This window comes from Pantoea sp. ME81 (assembly GCF_903970985.1).
Classification (GTDB): domain Bacteria; phylum Pseudomonadota; class Gammaproteobacteria; order Enterobacterales; family Enterobacteriaceae; genus Pantoea; species Pantoea communis.
This window is the reverse complement of sequence record NZ_CAJCKS010000083.1, coordinates 1-21,846: the sequence shown is the minus strand read 5'-3', so window position 1 is coordinate 21,846 and position 21,846 is coordinate 1. Positions and strand designations below refer to the sequence as shown.

The window sequence follows — 21,846 nt, the reverse complement described above, 5'->3', positions numbered from 1 at the left end:
CATCTCCTGACTCCTGACTCCTGACTCCTGACTCCTGACTCCTGACTCCTGACTCCTGACTCCTGACTCCTGACTCCTGACTCCTGACTCCTGACTCCTGACTCACATACTGATTACAGTGAACGTTCTCACGTACGCCCTTCCCTTTCCGCCGATTATGGCGAATCCATTTAAGACGAAACTGCTGATTATAGTGAACGCTACGCTGAGAGAACGATTTGGGTTACTGATTACAGTGAACGTCTGAATGTGGCTTAGACAAATTGCTGATTACAGTGAATGCCAGCTAGCCATACGAGCTGTTGATTACTGATTACAGTGAACACTCGGATTAAATCAATGCTCCCCATATGCAGTCTACTGATTATAGTGAATGCTTATATTGGGACTAAGGTCTCTCTATCAACCGAAAACGCCTGCAGCCGATTTCGTCATGGAGAGCCCTGGCTTTCAACTGCTCAGCGTGAAAATCAATATGACTGATTACAGTGAACGTAGCGCAGTTATTTACTGATTACAGTGAACCTATTACCACTTACAGTGAATTTTTACTGATTACAGTGAATGTTATGCCGAATATAGTGAATGCAGGCTGTGATTTCAGCCATATCACCCTGCCCGCAACTCTCGTGCAACGGACGATCAAATTACTGATTACAGTGAATGCTGTAGCAAATACGCGAATGAGGCGTTGCTCACACTTTCATCCATTATTACGCTCTGATTAAAACATCTCCGCTGATTACAGTGAATGTTTGCACTAACACGCTCTTACTCAAGGTATTTTCACTGCGCTAAATGTTTCGCATTAGATGAGATAGATTTGCCTCATGTGCAGGATTTCGGTATAAAGTCATAAATCCTACATGTGTGGAGCAAGTATGGCTAACGATGAGAAGCAAGTTCTGAGAGTCGCACAACGTTCAGAAAAAATGCTAATGAGCCTGACGGAACAGATTCAGGCGCAGAAAGAAGAGTTGCAGGAAAACACTTTTTATCAGGTTTACGCCAAAGCCGCGTTAGCCAAACTTCCTAAATTAACGCGTGCGAGCGTTGATTACGCCGTAAATGAAATGGAAGAGAACGGCTATCCATTCGATAAACGCGCGGCGGGCAGCTCTACCAAGTACGCAATGTCCATCCAAAACATCATTGATATCTACCATCACCGCGGCGTGCCAAAGTATCGCGATCGTCACGCAGAGGCATTCACGCTGTTTGTTGGTAATCTCAAAGGTGGCGTATCGAAAACCGTCTCAACGGTCTCACTGGCCCATGCGCTGCGTGCGCACCCACATCTGTTGTATGAAGATCTGCGCATTCTGGTTATCGACCTCGATCCGCAATCCTCTGCCACCATGTTCCTCAATCATGAGCGTTCGGTCGGACTGGTAGAAGCCACAGCTGCGCAAGCGATGCTGCAAAATGTGGGCCGCGAAGAGTTGCTTAATGAATTCATCGTGCCATCGATTATTCCTGGTGTCGACGTACTGCCGGCCTCCATTGACGACGCCTTCATTGCATCACGTTGGGAAGAACTGTGTGCTGAGCATCTGCCTACGCAGAATGTGCATGCGGTTCTGTATGACAACGTCGTTGCAAAACTGAAGAAAGACTATGACTTCATTTTCATCGACAGTGGCCCACATCTGGATGCCTTCCTGAAGAACGCCATTGCCGCATCTGATTTACTGATGACGCCAGTTCCACCAGCACAAGTTGATTTCCACTCGACGTTGAAGTATCTGACGCGCCTGCCGGAACTGATTGGCATCATTGAGGAATCAGGCGCATCCTGCCGCTTGCAAGGCAACATCGGCTTTATGTCCAAGCTATCGAATAAAGCGGACCACAAGCTTTGTCACAGCCTGGCGAAAGAGATCTTTGGCGGCGACATGCTGGATGCTGCTTTACCGCGCCTGGACGGCTTTGAGCGCTGTGGAGAGTCGTTTGATACGGTGATCTCTGCGAACCCATCAACCTATGTGGGCAGCACCGAAGCCTTAAAGAATGCGCGTTCGGCAGCGGAAGATTTCGCTAAAGCCGTATTTGATCGCATTGAATTTATTCGCCTGAACTGAGGTTACTATGAGCGCAAAACGAATCACGATTGGCCGTACCTTCAGCCAGACACCTTTGCAGACTGAGGATGCCTCAGACGGACATTCTCAAACCTTTATCCTTTCGACCGGTAAACGTGCCCTGTTCACGCTTGAACACATTACGGCGAAGGAAATTGAAGAAAAAACCTATGTGGTAATGGAAACGAATGGCCGCGACCAGTCAGGCTTGACGCCTGAATCGCTGCGCGACATTATCCGCACCATTAAATTGCAGCAGTTCTTCCCTGCTATTGGTGTGAAGCGCGGAGACCGTATCGAAATTTTGGATGGTTCCCGCCGCCGTGCCGCCGCTTTGCACTGCAAAACTGGGCTGGATGTGCTGGTCACTGAGGTAGCCATCACGGCAGATGAAGCACGTCGTCTGGCGCAGGACATCCAAACCGCACGCGAACATAATCTGCGTGAAGTGGGGATGCGCCTGCTGTCATTAAAGGAGAGTGGCCTGTCACAGAAAGAGATTGCTCAGAGCGAAGGCCTCTCGCAGGCAAAAGTTACGCGTGCGTTGCAAGCCGCGAGTGTACCACTGGAGTTGGTTACCCTGTTCCCAAATCATTCCGAGTTAACATACCCGGATTACAAAACGCTGCTGCAGGCGTATGAGAAGCTTCAGGAGATTGGTCAGTCGGTTGAAGCCTTAATTGATACCATTGGCATGGATGTCGATACGGTCTGCGCACGTGATGGTCTGGCTGAAGATGAAGTAAAAAATGGGATTTTGCGTCTGGTGCGTAATGGGAGCCAAACACTAATCCAGTCGCCAGCAAAGGACAAAGCGGTCGCCACGCCTCTCTGGACGTTTGCTGATAAAGATCGCTATGCCCGCAAGAAGACACGCGGCCGCATGTTCAGCTACGAATTCAATCGCCAGTCGAAAGAATTACAAGATGAGTTGGATCGGGTGATAAACGAGACACTCAATAAATATCTCAATCAGTAGCGAAATGCCGCCTTCGGGCGGTTTTTTTTTGCCTGAATTTCAGCTTTTCGCCAGTGCTATTTCATCGCTAACTGTATGAAAAATATCTAACCTGTGTAGAAATTTCAGGCTGAAATCGCCAACTTTTTCACCGTCTATATGCATAACAATCTTGCGCCGTAGAGTTTAGTGAATCTGTGGTGAAGGCAAAATAACCAGCTGGATAGGAAAGCAACAAAGGCTATCCAGGAGAGGAAATCAGATTGCGAATGCCCTGAAATTTTCTTCATTCGCCATCAGGATTTCACAGCTAATGAATTGAATTAAAAGTGTTTTTTAAATTAATTTCAGGCTGAAATCGCCAGCATTTCAGCAAATTTCAGCGCTGCATCGAGGGTACTAACCCGGTTTAGCCAGATGATATTCAATGATTTATCCACAGAAAAGGTGGATAACTTTATTCGGGCCGTTAGGCTGTCAGTGACAAAACGCTGGGCGATTGCCAAACCGCTTCCCGAACACGGACAGGCTTGTTTATCAGACCCAATGCATAAAAACGATCGGCGATGATTTGTTGCTCTTTAATCACTTCAAATACCATTGAACGGGTTTTATGACTGCGTCGTGTTAAAGCTCTTTCAACGGCCAAAAGGTCAAGACCCAATTCCTGCGCAAGCAGACCAGCAGCTTCCTGCCGATGATTATCAATAAAAATGCCGGTCTGCTGTAAACTCTCCACTAGCCGATGGGCCACGTCGTGATGTTTTTCCACATAATCGCGACGTGCCAGATAAAATTGGTGGTTGCGCACACGCCCCTCACCGTTGGCCAGCACGCGTAACTCAGGATTGCTCTCTGCCGCACTGAGTAAGGGGTCCCACATCATCCATGCATCGACCGCCAGATAATCACTGGCCGTCAGAGGATATTTTGGCGGCGCATACACCACTTTGAGTTCATCAAGGGCGATACCTGCTTCTTCCAGCAACTGCAGCAATAACCAGTGAACGTTAGAACCTTTATTGACCGAAATACGTTTACCACGTAAATCAGCAATGCTACGGATATCGCTATCGATTGGGACAACTATCCCCACGCTACTGGGCGCAGGGGGTTCCCAGGCGATGTAGGTCACTGCATTGCCATTCGCTTGGGCGAAAATAGGCGGCACCTCGCCGGTGGTACCGAAATCGATCTCGTTATTTTGTAAGGCATAAAGCAGTTGAGGCCCGGCAGGAAATTCGCTCCACAACACGCTGACGCCCTGCTGTGCAAAGCACTGCTCAAGACTTTGCCGTGCTTTTAATACCCCAAGATTACCGAATTTTTGATAACCGATACGTAACTCGCGTTCCTGATGAGGCTCATCAGCAGAGGCAGTTGCAATGTAACTCGCCGCCTTACGCCGTCCTTTTATCATTCCCTGATGAGCAAGATGAGTACGCAGCGTGTGGCGGCTGATGCCAAGCAACGCCGCGGCCTGTGTCTGATTGTGTTCAGTGAAATCCAGCGCGTGAGTAATCAGGCTGGTGATGACGCGATCAAACAGTTGATTGGGCTTAGTGGAGAGTTGTTGACGCAGGAAGTTATCAAGCGTTGATGCTTCCGCGTTGTTAAATCCCTGTTCACTGTATCTTGTCAGTCGCAAATGAGCTGGCGTTAGCGTCTCCTCCCGACTCAGAAGTACTGCGTTGTGAAGCGTATTTTCCAGCTCGCGAATATTGCCCGGCCAGCTGTACTCCAGCAGCACTTCCAAAGCATCCGGTGACAAACGACGCACCGGTCGACCTAAACGACGTGCATACAGCGAAAGGAAATGCTGCGCCAGCAGCGGGATATCATCACGACGCTGTCGCAACGGAGGCAGCGGCACCACCGCAATGTTGAGGCGATAGTAAAGGTCTTCCCTGAATCGCCGTTCGCGGATCGCCTGTGCCAAATCAACATGGGTGGCCGCAATAACACGCACATCGACTTTAATCGGCTTGCGCGAACCCACGCGCGTAATCTCGCGCTCCTGTAATACGCGTAGTAACTTGACCTGTAGCGACAAACTCAGCTCTCCAATCTCATCCAGCAGCAGAGTGCCGCCCTGCGCAGATTCAAACCAACCGGGATGCGCCTGGGTCGCGCCGGTAAATGCCCCTTTCTCATGACCAAAGAGTTCGGCTTCGGCAAGACTTTCAGTTAAAGCACCGCAGTTAACGGCGAGAAAGGGGCCATGGCGGCGTTGGCTATGATGATGGAGATAGCGTGCGACAACTTCCTTACCCGTGCCGGTCTCGCCGACAATCAATACCGTGGCGTCAGTGGGGGCGAATTTGTCGAGCAATGATTGAAAAGCGAGAGAAGCCGGGTCGATTAAACGCGGTGAATCAGCGTAATTGCTATAGTTGGTCAGCATCTTTTGATGTCCATTAAGGAGAATCAGCACACGCTAAACGTTGCTATTCACTGTGAACAGCAGGAAAAAAGCATAAGCAGTTGCATATGCAGCAATAGCTGTAAGCGGTAAGTTGCCGATGCAACAAACAGAAACCGCAGTAAGGGTCTAACCTGCTGAAATAACGTCATTATCAAGAGAATCAAAGCTGGCACGCTTTTCGCTAATAGCCATATAACTAAATAATCAGTCCGAAATGACCATTTTTTAATAAAGTTATATAGGAAAAGCATAATGGCCGAATCCACAAACAAGAATATTAACGTCTTCTGGTTTCTCCCGACGCACGGTGATGGACGCTATCTCGGTACCACGGAAGGTGGGCGCCCGGTTGATTTGGCTTACTTACAGCAGGTGGCATTAGCTGCCGACAATCTCGGTTTCTATGGCGTGCTGATTCCCACGGGTAAAAGCTGCGAGGATTCGTGGCTGGTCGCGTCTGCGCTGGCACCCATCACTAAACGCCTGCGCTATCTGGTCGCCGTTCGCCCTGGACTTCAACCGCCGACACTGGCCGCGCGTATGGCCACAACCCTGGATCGCCTCTCTGAAGGACGTTTGCTGATTAACGTGGTGACGGGCGGTGACCCGGTTGAGAACAAAGGTGATGGCATCTTTCTCAATCACAGTGAACGCTATGAAGTCACCAAAGAGTTTCTCGATGTGTATAGCCGTTTAATGCGTGGAGAGAAGGTTGACTATGAAGGGCAGCGCATTCACGTTGAAGGCGCAGAGGTGTTGTTTCCTCCGGTGCAGGAAAATGGCCCACCGCTCTATTTTGGCGGTTCGTCCGAGGCCGCAATTGATGTTGCTGCTGAGCAAATCGATACCTATCTGACATGGGGTGAGCCTCCTGAGCAGGTCGCAGAGAAGCTGGCGGTGGTCCGGGAACGTGCAGCAGCGCGCGGACGCAAACTGGAATACGGCATCCGCCTGCATGTCATTGTGCGTGAGACAGAGCAGGAAGCGAAGGCGGCTGCGGAGAAACTGATTGGTCATCTGGATGAAGACACCATCGCGCAGGCGCAGAAGATCTTTGCGCGCATGGATTCGGCAGGTCAGGCGCGTATGAGCGCGCTGCACAAAGGCTCCCGCGATAATCTCTACATCTCACCAAACTTATGGGCAGGCGTTGGTCTGGTGCGCGGCGGAGCCGGAACGGCTTTAGTCGGCAGTCCTGAGCAGGTGGCTGAGCGCATACGGGAATATCAGGCACTGGGTGTGACCAACTTCATCCTGTCGGGATATCCGCATCTGGAAGAGGCGCATCGTGTGGCAGAATTGCTGCTGCCGCTATTACCGCTGGCAAATGGTCAGCAGCAGCGCGCGCGCACCATTAACACCGGCCCGTTTGGCGAAACCATTGGTGGCGATAAACGTCCTTCAAAACAGGCGAGCGCCAGCTAATGCAGGAGAAGACGATGGCACGACCTCACATTATCATCACAGGTGGCGGGTTCAGCGGAACGGCGCTGGCGATTCATCTCGCGCGGCAATCGTCCTCTCCATTACTGATTACAGTGGTCGAACCGCGTGAGCAACTGGGCGGTGGGGTGGCCTACTCCACGCAGGAACCGGCGCATCGCATCAATGTACCTGCCTCGCGCATGCAACTCAGCGGCGATGAGCAGGGCGCCTTTGACCGCTGGTATCGTCAGCAGCCTGAGTGTTCACTGGATTCAGTAGCCCATTGTGATGACGGATCAGTCTATCCGCAGCGCGCGATGTTTGGTCGCTACCTGGCAGAGCAGTTTGCCCTCGCGGCGGAACGGCATCCGCAGATTGAGTTACGGCACGTTCAGGCCAGTGCCATTGCATGGGAAGGGCAGCAGCTGTTACTCAGCAATGGCGAGACGCTACAGGGCGATGTGCTGGCGTTAGCGATCAGTCACCCACCGCCATCCTTGCCTCGCTCGCTGCAGCCCTTTGCCCATCACCCAGCGCTCATTGCCAATCCATGGCAAGCCGGCGTGCTGGATGCGATAGATCCTGACGCCACCGTGGCCATTATCGGAACCGGCCTGAGTATGGCGGATGTGGTTGCCTCATTAGGCACGCGGCATCATCAAGGCCCGTTAACCGCTTTCTCACGCCGTGGACAGCTCTCACGCGCCAATCTGCAGGGTGAGTGGCCTGAATGGACGTTAGCGCCTCAGAACGTCTCCAGCGCGCGTCTGTGGCTGCATCACATCAGGGATGAAGTTGCCCGAGCGGCACAGCAGCAATTACCCTGGCAACGCGTGCTGGACGATGTCCGTGCGCAGGGCCAAACCATCTGGCAATCGTTGCCGCTGCGCGAGCAGCAGCGCTTTGTGCGCCATTTGCGTTCGTGGTGGGATGTACATCGCTATCGCATCGCGCCGCAGGTGTCTGCAGAAATCACCAGACGACAGCAGCAGGGCAGCTTGCAGGTGCTGGCAGCAAGACTGGACGCCATCACTGCTCAGGGCCTCCAGCTGGCAATCACGCTGCGTACACGCCAGGGTGAAATGAAAACGCGCCTGCTCGATCATCTGATCGTCACCACCGGACCGGGGCATGATGCGCTGACACATAGTCAGCCGCTGTTGCGTTCGCTGAGTGAACAAGGCCTGATTCGCGGTGATCAGCTTGGCTTTGGCCTCGACGTTGATGCGCAGTCGCACGCACTGAATCACCATGGGTTGCCCAACGCCCGCCTGCTCGTAGTCGGACCCGCCGCCCGCGCGCGTTTCGGTGAGTTGATGGGCCTGCCACAGGTTGCCGATCACGCCGCTGCCGTTGCTCAGCAAATTCTTGAAGATCTTCACATCGCTCAAGACGAGCGATGTCCCCCTTACGCTTCTTAATCTCTCAAACATCCTAAAAACACACTAACGAACGCCGGGTCGTCGCACGATCACGGCCTCGCTATGGAGATTGCTATGCCATCGCAACGTGAAATTCGCCTGAATGCTTTTGATATGAACTGTGTCGGACATCAATCACCGGGCCTGTGGGCGCATCCGCGCGACCGTTCCTGGCAATACAAAGATCTGGAGTACTGGGTCGATTTGGCGCGCCTGCTGGAGCGTGGCAAATTTGACGGTTTGTTTATCGCCGATGTGTTGGGTATTTACGATGTGCTGAACGGGAATGGCGATGCCGCGATTCGTCAGGCGACGCAGGTACCGGTCAACGATCCGCTGGCGTTGATTACCCCAATGGCGCTGGTGACCGAGCATCTCGGCTTTGGTCTCACCGCATCGCTATCGTTTGAGCATCCTTATCCCTTTGCGCGCCGTTTATCGACGCTCGATCACCTGACCAAAGGGCGCATCGGCTGGAATATTGTAACCTCGTATCTGGAGAGCGGGGCGCGCAATATTGGTCATCAGGCGCAGAGCGATCACGACAGCCGCTACGACTATGCCGATGAATATTTGCAGGTGGTGTACAAGCTGCTGGAAGGCAGTTGGGAACAGGATGCGGTATTACGCGATCGTGAACGACGTATCTTCAGCGACCCTCGCAAAATCCATCCGATCAATCATCAGGGCACCTTCTTCAACGTACCGGGCATTCACCTTTGTGAGCCGTCACCGCAGCGCACACCGGTGTTGTATCAGGCGGGAGCATCGAGCCGAGGCAAACAGTTTGCCGCTGAGCACGCTGAATGCGTGTTTGTTGCCGCGCCGTCGAAAGTGCTGCTGAAGAAAACCGTCGCGGATATTCGTCGCCGCGCAGCAGAAGCAGGGCGCGATCCGCGCAGCATCCTGATCTTCAATCTGCAAACGGTAATCGTCGGGGAGACCGATGCCGCCGCGCAGGCGAAGTGGAAAGAATACCAAAGCTATGTCAGCTACGAAGGTGCACTGGCGCTGGTATCTGGATGGACGGGTATCGACTTCGGTCAATATCAACCTGACCAGGTGCTGAAGTACCTTCACACCAATGCCATCCAGTCAGCCGTCGAAACCTTCTCCACCGCCGATCCTGATCGTCAGTGGACGGTAAAAGCGCTGGCGGATTGGGTGGGCATTGGCGGCTTTGGCCCGCTGATTGTCGGCAGTGCAGCAACCGTCGCCGACGAACTGCAAAGCTGGGTGGAAGACACTGACGTTGATGGTTTCAACCTCGCCTACGCATTAACGCATGAAACCTTTGAGGATGTGGTTGAACTGCTGATCCCAGAGCTGCAAAAGCGCGGTGTTTATAAGAAGGCGTATGCGGAAGGTACGCTGCGCGAGAAGCTGTTTAACGCCGGACCACAGTTAACCGAACCGCATCCCGGCGTGGGCTATCGGGTGAAAAATTCGGTACTGCCGGAGGTCATATGATTGAAATTGACCAGTTGAGTAAGCATTACCGCACCGCGGATGGACGCGTCACCGAGGTGCTGAAAGCCATCAACTTGCAGGTACCACAGGCCAACATCACCGCTGTCGTTGGGCCCAGCGGCGCGGGAAAATCCACGCTGGCGAAGTGCATCAGTTTACTGGAGCAGCCCAGCGCGGGCAGTATTCGCATCAATGGCAGCGAGCTCTCGCGGCTGAATGGCGAAGCACTGCGTCGCGCGCGCCGTTCGATTGGCACCGTTTTTCAATCGTCTGCCCTACTGCAGCGCAAAAGTGCCTGGGAAAATATCGCGTTGCCATTGCGTTATCTCGGCGTGGTCGAGCGGGATATTTCTGCGCGTGTCGGTGAGTTGCTGGAGAGTGTTGGTCTGAGCCATAAAGCCAAAGCGTATCCCGACCAGCTTTCGGGGGGACAGCGTCAACGGATTGGCATCGCGCGAGCCCTGGCACTAAGGCCTTCCGTGCTGCTGGCCGACGAAGCGACTTCTGGTCTCGATCCTGAAGCCACGGTGGCGGTGCTGGATTTGCTAAAGAAACTGCGTGACGACTATAAGCTGGCAATCGTGCTGATCACCCACGAGATGGATGCAGTGCGTCAGGCGGCGGATGCGGTTGCCGAAATTCGCGATGGGCAGATTGTGCAGTATGGCGTGCTGAAACAGTTACTGGCGCAGCCCGATTCCTCACTGGGGCAACGTCTGTTCCCACTGGTGGCGCAACCTGGCGTGGCGGAATTGATTCTGCAACTGAGTTATCGCACAGATGTACCGGTCATCAGCGACTGGATCTCGCGTCTGAGTGTGCAGTTCAATCTGCGCATCGATCTGCTTGGCGCGCACGTTGAGCAGGTCAATGGTATCCAGGCCGGACGCTTGCAGGTGGGCATTCACTTCCAGCAAGAGCGTGTGCCACTGGCGCGATTGCTGGCGCAGCTCGAACAGTTTGGACTGGTTGCCAGCGTCTCGGGCAGTGTCCATCAGTTGCGGGAGGCGGTATGAGCATTTCCGTGATAAGTCAGGATACGCCCTGGCTGGAGATCCCATCGTTGATGTTGCCCGCTATGGCCGAAACGGCGCTAATGGTCGGCATTGTGATGCTGTTCGTGGTGACGTTCGGCGGTATCGTTGGCGTGGTGCTATTCAACACCTCAGTGCGTGGATTATTTCCTCATCGCGGCATTTATCGGGTGCTGAGTTGGATCGTGAATATGGGACGCTCGTTGCCGTTTCTGGTGTTAATGGCGGCGATCATCCCGTTCACCTTCTGGCTGACCGGCACCACTATCGGCATCCCTGCGGCGGTGGTGCCGATGATTGCGGCGGGCATTCCGTTCTTTGGTCGTCTGGTGGATAACGCGCTGCGAGAACTGCCCGATGAAGTGACTGCGGTGGGGTTGGTATGCGGTGGTTCGCGCTGGCAGATCATCCGTTCGGCGCAGCTGAGTGAGGCATTACCTGCTGTTGTTGCCGCCATCACCCTCAACCTGATTTCCATGATCGAATACTCCGCCATCGCTGGCACCATCGGCGCAGGCGGTATCGGTTATTTAGCCGTGGTGTACGGCTATCAACGCTTCGACAACCACATCATGATCGCCACCATCGTGGTGCTGATCGCTTTGATACAAACCATTCAATTTATCGGTGACCGTTTAGTCGCAATTCTACGCCATCCTCAGGGGATATCACGATGACAACACAAGAATTTGAGTTACGTAAGACGCGCCGCTGGCCGTGGCTGCTACTGATTATAGTGGTCATTGCATTTGCCGCCGCCGCAGGATTCTGGCGCAGTCAGCAACCGCAAGCGGTGGTCTTTGGCACCACGCTACAAATCCACTTTGAACCGGCAATGGCGGGAGAACAGAAGTTGATTGAGTATGTTGGCGAGCACATCGCGCCGGATTATGGTCTGAAGCTGGAAGCGGTGGGCGTGCAGGATCCGGTGCAGGCGGATCGCGCCGTGGCGCAAGGACAATATGCGGCAACCGTCTATCAGCACCAGTGGTGGTTAAAGCAGGTGGTGGATGCCAATGGCTTCAAACTCACTTCGGCGCTGCCGCTGTTCCAGTGGGCATTTGGCGTCTACTCCGATCGCTATAAATCCATAGCCGACCTGCCGCAGGGGGCCACCATTGTGGTGCCGGATGATGGCGCCAACCAGGGCCAGGCCTTGTGGCTGCTGGCACGTCAGGGTTTGATCACACTCGATCCCAAGGTTGAACCGCGTACCGCCAAATTAAAAAACATTATCGGTAATCCGCATGGCTTCGTCTTCAAAGAACTCGATTTGCTAACCATGCCACGCGCGTTGAATTCGGTGGATGCGGCGATTGGTTATGTTTCGCAGTTTGATGCCGGAAAAGTGCCGCGTGATAAAGGCATTCTGTTCCCACCGGCACCGCGTACTTTTGCCTCGCAGCTGGTGATTGGTACGCCCTATCTGGAGCAGGTGAACATCGTTAAGCTAAAACAGGCGTTCTCCGATCCTCGCGTTCAGCAGTGGCTGAAAACGACGGATGATCCGTTAGTTAAAGGCGTATTAGTGCCGGTCTCTGCAGACTAATTTCCTGGTGTTACCCTTCACCCGGGCTCGCGATGCGCGTCCGGGATTTTGTGTTTGAAAGTTTTTCATGTTATTGATTTTAAACAATTTAATATCAATATTTGTTGCTTTGGACCTGAAGGGTAAGCGCTTATAACAACCTCACCTGCACAACTAAAAAACAACGTGAGGCATTATGAGTACCGTTTCTTTCGAAAACACCTTACCGACGTCTGAGCCGGTTCGTTCGGTCAGTGATGTGGCAAGGCTGATCAACACCCGCAGTGACAAAAACAATTATGCGCGCATGATTGTGTTCCTCGCCCTCGGCGGCGTCTTCCTCGATGCCTACGATCTCACCACGCTCTCTTATGGAATTGACGATGTGGTACGCGAATTCCAGCTTTCTCCTCTTCTCACCGGATTGGTGACGTCCTCAATCATGGTCGGCACCATTGTCGGGAACCTGATTGGTGGCTGGCTGACCGACAAATATGGCCGTTACTCGGTGTTTATGGCCGATATGCTGTTCTTCGTGGTCTCGGCCATCGCAGCGGGATTAGCGCCTAATGTCTGGGTACTGATTGGCGCACGTTTCCTGATGGGGATTGGCGTGGGTATCGATTTACCCGTGGCGATGTCCTACCTGGCGGAATTTTCTAAATTCGCAGGCAAAGGCAACAAAGCCGCGCGACTCGCCGCCTGGTGCCCGATGTGGTACGCCGCGTCAACGGTGTGTTTCCTGCTGATCTTCGCGCTCTACTTCCTGTTACCGAAAGAGCATCTTGACTGGTTATGGCGTGCATCACTGCTGTTCGGTGCCGTTCCCGCGTTGTTGATCATCGCAGTGCGCAGCAAATTTATGAACGAATCACCGCTGTGGGCAGCCAATCAGGGCGATCTGAAGTCTGCGGTGCGCATTTTGCGTGACTCTTACGGTATTCATGCGCATGAAGCGGAACCCGAAGCACCACCAGCAGAAGCGGCACCCAAAGTAAGTTTCCGCGTGCTGTTCCAGAAACCCTGGCGTGAACGCACCATCGTGGCAGGCGTGATGAACATCTGCATCTCGTTTGAATACACCGCGATCGCCTTCTTCCTGCCTTCGATCCTCGCGCAGTTCCTCGGCGCGGGCGTGTTTGAAACGATCTCCGCATCGCTCGGCCTGAACGCGCTGTTTGCTTTCACCGGCGGTCTGCTGGGCATGCGTCTGGCCTGGAAATATCCGTCTCGCCATGTAGCAATGGCCGGATTTGCACTGCAGTTCTTCGCACTGATTGCATTGGCATTGATTGGGCACCCTGAAGCGATTGCGGGGATTGTGTTTGCGGTGCTGATGCTTGGTTTGTGGTTGTTTGCTGAAGGCTTTGGCCCGGGTGCGCAGCTGATGGTCTATCCGGCGCTCTCTTATCCAACTTCCATTCGCGCTACTGGCGTGGGCTTCAGTCGTGCGCTGTCAGGGATTGGCAGCGCGCTGGCGCTGTTTATTCTGCCGATTCTGCAGGCGGCGCTGGGCACCAATATGTTCTGGGTGGTGTCGCTTGCCGCCATCATCCCGATCTTTTTCCTGCTCGCGGTGCGCCACGAACCGACGCGCCACGACATCGACGATCTTTCTCATCAGGAGTGATTATGAGCCAACTTTCTACAGGCACCGATTACGCTGCGCTGGCGGCGCATTTCCGTCCACTGTTTGATCGTATTGCTGAAGGTGCAGTGGAGCGCGAACGCAGCCGCACCTTGCCTCATGAAGCAATCACCTGGTTAAAAGAGGCGGGCTTCGGTACGGTACGCATCCCGAAAGAGCAGGGCGGGTGGGGTGCATCGCTGCCACAGCTGTTCCAATTGCTCACCGAACTGGCGGAAGCGGATTCCAATCTGCCGCAGGCATTACGTGCGCACTTTGCATTTGTCGAGGACCGCCTCAACCAGCCCGCGAGTGCAGAGCGCGATCGCTGGTTCCGCCGTTTTATCGACGGCGAGCTGGTGGGCAGCGGCTGGACTGAAATTGGCGCGGTGAAACTCGGCGATGTGATTACCCGTGTCACGCCCGTCGCAAATGGCTGGACGCTCAACGGCGAGAAGTTTTACAGCACGGGCACGTTGTTTGCGGACTGGATTGATGTGTATGCACGACGCAACGATAACCAGGGTGATGTCATCGCTCTGGTAAGCACTCACCAACCTGGTATAACGCGTGAAGACGATTGGGATGGTTTCGGCCAGCGCTTGACCGGCAGCGGCACCACACGCTTTGACAACGCCCACGTCGAGCAGGAACACGTCTTCGATTTCGCCACGCGCTTCCGCTATCAAACCGCGTTCTATCAACATGTGCTATTGGCAACACTAGCCGGGATTGGGAGGGCAGTCGCACGCGATGGTGCAAAAGCGGTGGCCGCTCGCAATCGTATTTACAGCCACAGCAACGGCGATTCATCACGTCAGGATGTGCAGGTGCTACAGGTCATCGGTGAGATCACCAGCCTGGCGTTTGCCGTCGAAGCGACGGTGATCCGCGCCGCACATTCACTGCAATCAGCGTATGAAGCGCACTTAAGCAGCGACGAAGCGCAACTTCTGGCAGTGAATGCGCTGGCAGAAGCTGAAGCGGGTCAGGCACAGGTGATCGCCAGTGAGCTGGTACCACGCGCAGCAACTGAGTTGTTTAACGCGATCGGCGCGTCGGATACGCGTATCAGCAAAGCGCTAGACCGCCACTGGCGTAATGCGCGTACCGTCTCGTCACACAATCCGGTGATCTATAAAGCACGTGACATCGGTGGCTGGAGGGTTAACGGGACGCCGCCGACAGGGATCTGGCAAATTGGGCGCGGGGAAGGGTAAAACATTTCATGCCGGGCGGCTTGAGCCGCCCACTTCTAATACAACGTTTTTAAACTGTCCTGAATCACATTCAGCGCCGTGGTGACATTGGAATTTGGCCGCCGCGTGACAAACAAACCATATGTCACTTTTACCGGAGCCTGCGCGACATTCACCAGACGCATACTGTCATGACGAATGAGTTCCGCTGGCAGCATGGCCACACCCAATCCGCCTTCAACAGCGGGGATGATCGCACCCAGGTTGGAGCTGGTTACCGCGATCCTAAACTCCTTGCCTGCTTCAATCAGCGCATCAAACATCAAGCGTCGCCATGAACAAGGTTCACCGCAAACAATAGCATCGACCGTCAGCGCGCTATCCCAGGGATAGTCAATTCCGCACACCCAATGCAGGTCGATCTCCCAACTGGTTAACGGGTCTTCGCTGAAACCGGCGGTCAGACCCAAGACCATATCAAACGCGCTCTCCTGCCAACGTCTGGCGAGGATGTGATCGCTCTCAATGGAAAGCTCGATGTGCAGACCCGGACACAATCTTCTCAGCCTGCCAAGTGCAAAGGGGAGCAAACTCGATGCCACATCTTCGGACATGCCGATGCGAAGCGTGCCGGCGGGCGTACTTTCACTCAGTTGCGCGACCGCCATTTCCCCCAACGCGAGAATTCGCACCGCAAAACTGAGCAGCACTTCTCCCTCTTTGGTGGGGACGACGCCGCGTCCTGTACGACGCAGCAAACGCTGGCCTGTATGTTCCTCTAGTCGACGAATCTGTGCACTGAGTGCGGATTGGGCGCGTCCGGCCTGTTCGGCGGCGCGTGTCAGGCTGCGGTGATGACAAACGGCAACGAAAGTACGAAGCAGCGCGGGTTCAAAATTGTCCGATATCATGATGGGGTTATGTCTGATACATGTGAATGCAGCCTACCAACATATCATCAGCTTCGCTACGCTTTATCTACCGATCATTATTCGTATTCAGCAGTGTGGAGAGCAGAGATGAAAGCAGTCACTTACCCCCAACCAGGAGGTCCAGAGGTTTTACAACTGGTGGATGTCGTTGAACCTTCGATTACTCAGGATGAGCTGCTGGTGGCGGTGGAAGCCATTAGTGTTGAGGGTGGCGATATCATTTCGCGCAATAGTCAGCACTTACAAGCGGGCGAGTCACTTGGCTATGCGGCGGCAGGAACCATTCTTGCCATCGGTTCAAACGTGACGGGATTTAAGATCGGTCAGAAAGTGGCAACATTTAACTGGCGAGGTGCCTATGCAGAACGTCGCGCTGTCGCTGCCTATAACTGTTTTCCTGTTCCAGATGGCCTGGATGCGCGCATTGCTGCCGCCATTCCGGTGGGGCCAGGCACCGCTGCATGGGCGTTTCATTTAGGTCAGCTGCAGCCAGGCCAAACCGTACTCATTCTCGGCGCGGCGGGTGGGGTGGGCATGGCTGCCGTCCAACTGGCATCCCGCATGGGTGCCCGGGTGATCGGAACCGGTACGCGTCCCGAATCACTGGAAAAATTACGTGAATTTGGCCTCAATGACGCCATTGTGGTGGGTGACAAGCAGGCTGGCGAGCAGGTGCGGGAATTGCTGGGCGGCAATAAAGTGGATTTGCTGATCGATACCATCGGCGGCGCAGCATTGTCAGATGGCATTGAAGTATTAAAAGACGGCGGGTCGGCGGTTCTGATCGGCATTCTCGCTGGACGTAATCAGATGGTCGATGCGGAATATCTGCTGTTGCACCGTATTACGTTGATCGGATGCTTACTGGGACCAGAATGGGGTGAAAAACAGATTGCCCGCGATTTGGTGAATGAACTGATGGTGATGGCGGCGAAAGGCGAACTGATCGTGCCTATCGATAGTACTTTCCCGCTGGAAAAGGTGGTTGAAGCGCATCAACGAGCAGAAACGCGTGGGCGTTTAGGCAGAGTGTTTATCACTGTTTAACAGTGTGCGGCCGCAAGGCCGCACACTATCTGGTCACTGCTTATCCAGTGACCAGGTCGCACTGCGCACATCCACTTTCACCGGCAACAATCCAACACGGGTGAAGGTATCGGCTAGCGCCTGCTGTTCATCGAACACCTGCGGCGTCATACGCGTAGCGCCATACGGCAGGCGTTTCAACGTCGTCTGCCAGATTGCCTTATCTAACCCGGTCGATTTGGACAGAATCGCGGCAGCCTCATCCTGATTGGCGTTCGCCCAGTCACTCAATTTGCTCAATTCATCCACCACCTGTTTCGCGGTGTCAGGATGGCCTTCGGCAAAGGGGCGGCTGGCGAGATAGAAGGTGTAATGCGGCACCAGGCCTTCCGCATTGCGGATTTCACGTGCATCGGCATTCGCTTCCACTTCCGCGAGGAACGGATCCCAAATCACCCACGCATCAATCGCGCCTTTCTGGAAGGCGGCGCGCGCATCAGCTGGTGGCAGGTAAACGGGTTTCACGTCCTTATAATTCAGTCCGGCATCTTCCAGCGCTTTCACCAGCAAATAATTCACGTCAGAACCCTTGTTCAATCCAACGCGCTTACCTTTCAAATCCGCCACGCTTTTGATCGGCGAATCTTTAGGTACCACGATGGCTTCGGTTTTGGGGTTAGCAGAGGAGTGACCGAGGTAAATCAAATCCGCTTTGGCAGCCTGCGCGAAAGCGGGTGGAGCATCGCCGGTGGCGGCTAAATCGATGCTGCCCACGTTTAGCCCTTCCAGCATCTGCGGCCCGGCCGGAAATTCTACCCAGCGGACATTGATGCCTTCCTTCTTGAAGGTTTCATCCAGCGTGCCGCGATACTTCAGCAGCGCAAAAATATTGGCTTTCTGATAGCCGATGGTCACGGTTTCTGGTTTAGCGGCAAAGGCGTGCGCAGAGAGCAGGCCAAAGCTAAGCGCCAACGCGCTCAGAGCAGGAATTTTTGTTTGCATGATGAGTCTCTTGTGGATTTTTTCTCACCATAGCAAAGCGCTTATATAACCAATAAATAACGAATTTCGATCACTTATAACCTAATTTTTTTGTGATCAAGATCATTCACTGTAATCAGCATGTCATCTTGATTTGCATAGATGCCCAGATAATTAGCACGGTAATAATTTGTATAACAAATCAAAATGTCATCTCGATATGCTTCTGTCAGGATAGGCACTTACGTTGCCTGCTATGGGTTTCTTTCGCTCTATGAAGTGGTTTTCACAAAGTGCAGTGCTGTTTTCTGCCAAAACTTGTCTTGCCGCCTTTCTGGCTTTTTACATTGCTCTGGAACTCAATCTCGATAAACCGGCCTGGTCACTGACTACAGTGTACGTTGCCTCACAACTCTATTCGGGTTCGACCGTATCGAAATCGGTGTTTCGCTTTTTCGGCACCTTGCTGGGTGGGCTGTTTACGCTGCTAATCTATCCCACTACGGTAGAGTCACCGATGCTGTTCAGCCTGTGCATCTCTTTATGGGTGGCGGCATGTCTCTACCTGTCGCTGCATGATCGCACGCCAAAAAGCTATGTGTTTATGCTCGCTGGTTACAGTGCGGCGATAATGGGCTTTCCCGACGTCACGTCACCCTCGGCCATCACCTACACGGTGATTTCGCGTATTGAAGAGATCACGGTGGCGATCATCTGCAGCAGCCTGGTGCACCGCTTAATCATGCCGGTGTCGATGCGCAGTCTGTTGGAGCAAAGCGTCAGCCTGTGGTACCAGAATGCGCGCAAGCTGTGCAGCGAGTTAGTCACGGTGATGCCAGCTGAAAAATCGGTGGAACGAGAAGATATTCTGGTGCAGATGGCGAACTATCCTCTCAACGTCGAAACCCTGATTACACATTGTGTATATGAAGGCGATGCCGCGCGACGTCTGGTGCGGTTGGTCAGCGTGCAGTATCAACACCTCTCCTATTTGATTCCAACGCTGACAGCGATTGAGTCGCGGCTTAATTTGCTGGCGCAGCAGGAAATCCGTTTTCCGGACTATGTTGCAGAGGCATTCCAGCAGTTTTTGTTATGGCTGAACGGCGATGACCAGGTTCAGATTCACGATGTTTTGACCGTTACACAGGCGCAGTTGAAGCAGGCCTGGCAGGAGGGGCGGCTCAACAGTGAAGAGAGTATTTTGCTAATTGGATTGCTGGAGCGCCTGCTCAACTTCGTGCGTATCGCTAATGCCTATCACAGCGTCAGCGAGCGCGTGAGTGAGTGGACACCGACCGTCAAGCCGGGAAAAACCGTGCGTGCGCATAAGCATGTCGATAAAGGTTTGCTGTTGCTTTCCTGCTTTACTGCGTTTCTGGCCACCTTCGCCACCTGCTTGTTCTGGATCGGCAGCGGCTGGAAAGATGGCTCGACTGCGCCGATGATGGCGGCGGTACTCTGCTCATTCTTTGCCGGGCTGGACAGTCCTATCGCGCCGATGAAGCTATTCCTTAAAGGCGTATTGATCTCAATGGCGATCAGTCTGCTTTACGTTACCGTGTTGATACCACAAGCGGTAACGTTTGAAGCGATGATCATCTGCCTCGCGCCCGGATTATTTGCGCTGGGATTGGTGATTGCCAACCCGGCAACCAATTTGATTGGCCTGATTGTCGCCACGCAGATTCCGGGGTTGATTGGTATGAGCCACCATTTCAAGCCCGATCTTCTGCTTATAGTGAACGCCATGATTTCGACGCTGGTGGGCATTGTCATCGCCCTGGTGCTGACGTTGCTTATTCGCAACAAGCGTCCATCGTGGACGGCGAAACGCGCGGTGCGTAAAGGGATTCGCGATTTGCTGCAGTTTATCGCTGCGCTGCGTCTCAACACGTTAACGATGACGGCGCGCCAGCAATTTGTGGCGCGTACGCTGGATAAGGTGAACATTATCTTGCCACGTAAGCGCGTCGATCCCTCGCCCGATCTGGTTTCCGGCGGCAATCTGATTGCCGAGGCCTGGCTTGGTGCCAACTGTTACGACTATTACACGCGGCACAAAGCGCTGCTGACCGAGAATGGCATTGAGAGTGCGGCGATGTTCCATGAGCTGAGTGTGTTCCTCAAACGCAGGCTGAAATCACTGCAGACACAGCCCCATTCGGCGTTGTTGCATGAACTTAATCGCCTGCTGCTGGGTTTAGAGGCGCGAACATTACAGGAACAGGCGTTGTTTTCGCCGATGTTCCATCTGTTCAATATCCGCTTATCGCTGTTTCCCTCAGCGCGCTGGCCGGAAAACGCGTCACTTGAGGTTGATCGCGCATAAGTGTGCCGCAAACCCTGTATTTAAGCTGGGGGCATGCACCAGACTGACAAATCCCGTACAGTGCTGAACAGGCTTGATAAAGGAAAATCGCAGATGAAGATGATCGGTTTGATCGGTGGAATGAGTTGGGAATCGACGGCGCTCTACTACCGCATCATCAATGAACAGGTGAAGCAGCAACTTGGCGGATTGCACTCAGCTCGCAGCCTGATGTACAGCGTCGACTTTCAGGAAATTGAGAAGCTGCAAGTGGCGGGGGAATGGCAGCGAGCCGGCGAGATTCTGGCAGAAGCCGCGCGCAGTCTGGAAAAGGGCGGGGCGGACTTCATTGTGCTCTGTACTAACACCATGCACAAAGTCGCTGACCAGATTACCGGTGCCGTGGCTATCCCGCTGCTCCATATCGCTGATGCGACAGCTCAGCGTATTCAATCCGCTGGCGTGAAGCGTGTGGGCTTACTGGCGACGGCATTTACCATGGAGCAGGAATTCTACAAAGGCCGTCTGGCGCAGTCCGGCATTGATGTGCTGGTACCGGATGCATCGGGCCGGAAGACGGTGCATGACATCATCTATCAGGAGTTGTGTCTTGGCATTATTCGTGAGTCGTCGCGAGCACGTTATCGTGAGGTGATTGCTGAGCTGGTGGCGCAGGGCGCCGAAGCGATCATTTTGGGTTGCACCGAAATTACCCTGCTGGTGAAGCCCGAAGATGCCAGCGTGCCGCTGTTTGATACCACGTTGATTCATGCCGAGGATGCGGTGAAACTGGCTCTGGCAATAAAATAATTATCCTGCTAATTATTTTGTGTGTTATTATATGCTCATTGAAGGCACAACGTCTGACCCCACATGGTCGTACAGGGATGTGCCAGAACTGGCTGCCAATACGTTGGCAGCCTTTTTTGTGGTCAGAATGCTGTTTCCAGTGAATCTGTGACGCAATAATCGTCGTCCACCAGTGGCAGATAGCGCCATTTATCAAAAGCGGTGCAGGGATGAGAGATACCGCATCCTACCCAATCACCCGGCTGCAACGTTTCATCATCGGGCAGCAGCAGATACGCATGTTGATCGTTGACGTCACTGATACGCAGATGGGTTGCCGCGCGCGGTTCACTGCCATCTGCGTTGCGGATCCACAATGGATTGGGCAGATCCTGGTCGAACGGCACATCACGCCGACCAAAATCGACAAAAGCCAATCCTGGCTCAGGACGAGACAATACCCGCCCCCAAATCTCCAGCGCTGCATCGAAGTGATGGCTCGAACCCGGTTGCGCGAAGGGTGCAATGCGCGCATACAAGCCGCTGTCATGCGCCATATAGGCACCGGACCGAATCAAGGGTGTCATCGGCAGCGGTAATGTCGCGGCAGTAAAGCATTCGGTCACCACGTCAAACCAG

Annotated in this window: 16 protein-coding genes and 1 pseudogene; 13 read left to right on the top strand and 4 right to left on the bottom strand. The window is 53.7% G+C overall.

Going from position 1 to position 21,846, the window contains the following annotated elements; translation table 11 throughout:
• The first annotated feature begins 881 nt into the window (after window positions 1-881).
• Both H7A81_RS15750 and H7A81_RS15745 read left to right on the top strand, forming a co-directional pair.
• On the top strand, window positions 882-2,081 hold the full coding sequence (locus tag H7A81_RS15750; protein ID WP_182057992.1) for an AAA family ATPase: 1,200 nt from the start codon (window positions 882-884) through the stop codon (window positions 2,079-2,081).
• Window positions 2,082-2,088: 7 nt separating this feature from the next.
• Entirely contained in the window at window positions 2,089-3,060 is a 972-nt protein-coding gene (locus H7A81_RS15745; protein ID WP_160866954.1) for a ParB family protein, read from the top strand.
• Between the two features lie 448 nt (window positions 3,061-3,508).
• On the opposite strand, the gene H7A81_RS15740 is transcribed toward H7A81_RS15745, so the two are convergent.
• Window positions 3,509-5,440, bottom strand: a complete 1,932-nt coding sequence (locus H7A81_RS15740) for an aliphatic sulfonate ABC transporter substrate-binding protein (RefSeq protein WP_370529958.1) — start codon at window positions 5,438-5,440, stop codon at window positions 3,509-3,511.
• Window positions 5,441-5,716: 276 nt separating this feature from the next.
• On the opposite strand from H7A81_RS15740, the gene ssuD reads away from it, so the two are divergent.
• From ssuD to H7A81_RS15700, 8 genes are all read left to right on the top strand, one after another.
• Window positions 5,717-6,889, top strand: coding sequence for an FMNH2-dependent alkanesulfonate monooxygenase (gene ssuD / locus H7A81_RS15735; protein WP_182057990.1), 1,173 nt, complete (start codon window positions 5,717-5,719; stop codon window positions 6,887-6,889).
• A gap of 14 nt (window positions 6,890-6,903) precedes the next feature.
• Window positions 6,904-8,310, top strand: coding sequence for an FAD/NAD(P)-binding protein (locus H7A81_RS15730; RefSeq protein ID WP_182057989.1), 1,407 nt, complete (start codon window positions 6,904-6,906; stop codon window positions 8,308-8,310).
• A 75-nt stretch (window positions 8,311-8,385) separates the two neighbouring features.
• Window positions 8,386-9,780 carry an LLM class flavin-dependent oxidoreductase gene (locus H7A81_RS15725; RefSeq protein WP_182057988.1) on the top strand — a complete coding sequence of 465 codons (1,395 nt, stop codon included), beginning with the start codon at window positions 8,386-8,388 and terminating at the stop codon, window positions 9,778-9,780.
• Window positions 9,777-10,796, top strand: coding sequence for a methionine ABC transporter ATP-binding protein (locus H7A81_RS15720; protein ID WP_182057987.1), 1,020 nt, complete (start codon window positions 9,777-9,779; stop codon window positions 10,794-10,796). Before H7A81_RS15725 ends, H7A81_RS15720 begins: the two co-directional genes overlap by 4 nt.
• Window positions 10,793-11,491, top strand: a complete 699-nt coding sequence (locus tag H7A81_RS15715) for a methionine ABC transporter permease (protein WP_182057986.1) — start codon at window positions 10,793-10,795, stop codon at window positions 11,489-11,491. Before H7A81_RS15720 ends, H7A81_RS15715 begins: the two co-directional genes overlap by 4 nt.
• Window positions 11,488-12,363 carry a MetQ/NlpA family ABC transporter substrate-binding protein gene (locus H7A81_RS15710; RefSeq protein WP_182057985.1) on the top strand — a complete coding sequence of 292 codons (876 nt, stop codon included), beginning with the start codon at window positions 11,488-11,490 and terminating at the stop codon, window positions 12,361-12,363. The genes H7A81_RS15715 and H7A81_RS15710 overlap by 4 nt, the downstream gene beginning before the upstream one ends.
• Window positions 12,364-12,538: 175 nt before the next feature.
• Window positions 12,539-13,972 carry an MFS transporter gene (locus H7A81_RS15705; protein WP_166935258.1) on the top strand — a complete coding sequence of 478 codons (1,434 nt, stop codon included), beginning with the start codon at window positions 12,539-12,541 and terminating at the stop codon, window positions 13,970-13,972.
• 2 nt (window positions 13,973-13,974) lie between these two features.
• On the top strand, window positions 13,975-15,189 hold the full coding sequence (locus H7A81_RS15700; protein WP_182057984.1) for an acyl-CoA dehydrogenase family protein: 1,215 nt from the start codon (window positions 13,975-13,977) through the stop codon (window positions 15,187-15,189).
• Window positions 15,190-15,224: 35 nt separating this feature from the next.
• Here the strand turns inward: H7A81_RS15700 and H7A81_RS15695 are convergent, their stop codons facing one another.
• Window positions 15,225-16,079 (bottom strand): LysR family transcriptional regulator, encoded by an 855-nt coding sequence (locus tag H7A81_RS15695; protein ID WP_072226533.1) that lies wholly within the window; start codon window positions 16,077-16,079, stop codon window positions 15,225-15,227.
• Window positions 16,080-16,187: 108 nt separating this feature from the next.
• On the opposite strand from H7A81_RS15695, the gene H7A81_RS15690 reads away from it, so the two are divergent.
• Window positions 16,188-17,147, top strand: coding sequence for a zinc-binding alcohol dehydrogenase family protein (locus tag H7A81_RS15690; RefSeq protein WP_182057983.1), 960 nt, complete (start codon window positions 16,188-16,190; stop codon window positions 17,145-17,147).
• Window positions 17,148-17,180: 33 nt separating this feature from the next.
• Here H7A81_RS15690 and H7A81_RS15685 read toward each other — a convergent pair whose 3' ends face one another.
• Window positions 17,181-18,128 (bottom strand): sulfonate ABC transporter substrate-binding protein, encoded by a 948-nt coding sequence (locus H7A81_RS15685; RefSeq protein WP_182057982.1) that lies wholly within the window; start codon window positions 18,126-18,128, stop codon window positions 17,181-17,183.
• A gap of 253 nt (window positions 18,129-18,381) precedes the next feature.
• Between H7A81_RS15685 and H7A81_RS15680 the strand changes: the two genes are divergently transcribed.
• Both H7A81_RS15680 and H7A81_RS15675 read left to right on the top strand, forming a co-directional pair.
• Window positions 18,382-20,439 carry an FUSC family protein gene (locus tag H7A81_RS15680; protein ID WP_182057981.1) on the top strand — a complete coding sequence of 686 codons (2,058 nt, stop codon included), beginning with the start codon at window positions 18,382-18,384 and terminating at the stop codon, window positions 20,437-20,439.
• A 93-nt stretch (window positions 20,440-20,532) separates the two neighbouring features.
• Window positions 20,533-21,228, top strand: a complete 696-nt coding sequence (locus H7A81_RS15675) for an aspartate/glutamate racemase family protein (RefSeq protein ID WP_034822365.1) — start codon at window positions 20,533-20,535, stop codon at window positions 21,226-21,228.
• Between the two features lie 122 nt (window positions 21,229-21,350).
• Here H7A81_RS15675 and H7A81_RS15670 read toward each other — a convergent pair.
• Window positions 21,351-21,846 (bottom strand): annotated as a pseudogene (locus H7A81_RS15670) (amino acid deaminase); the annotation flags it as partial.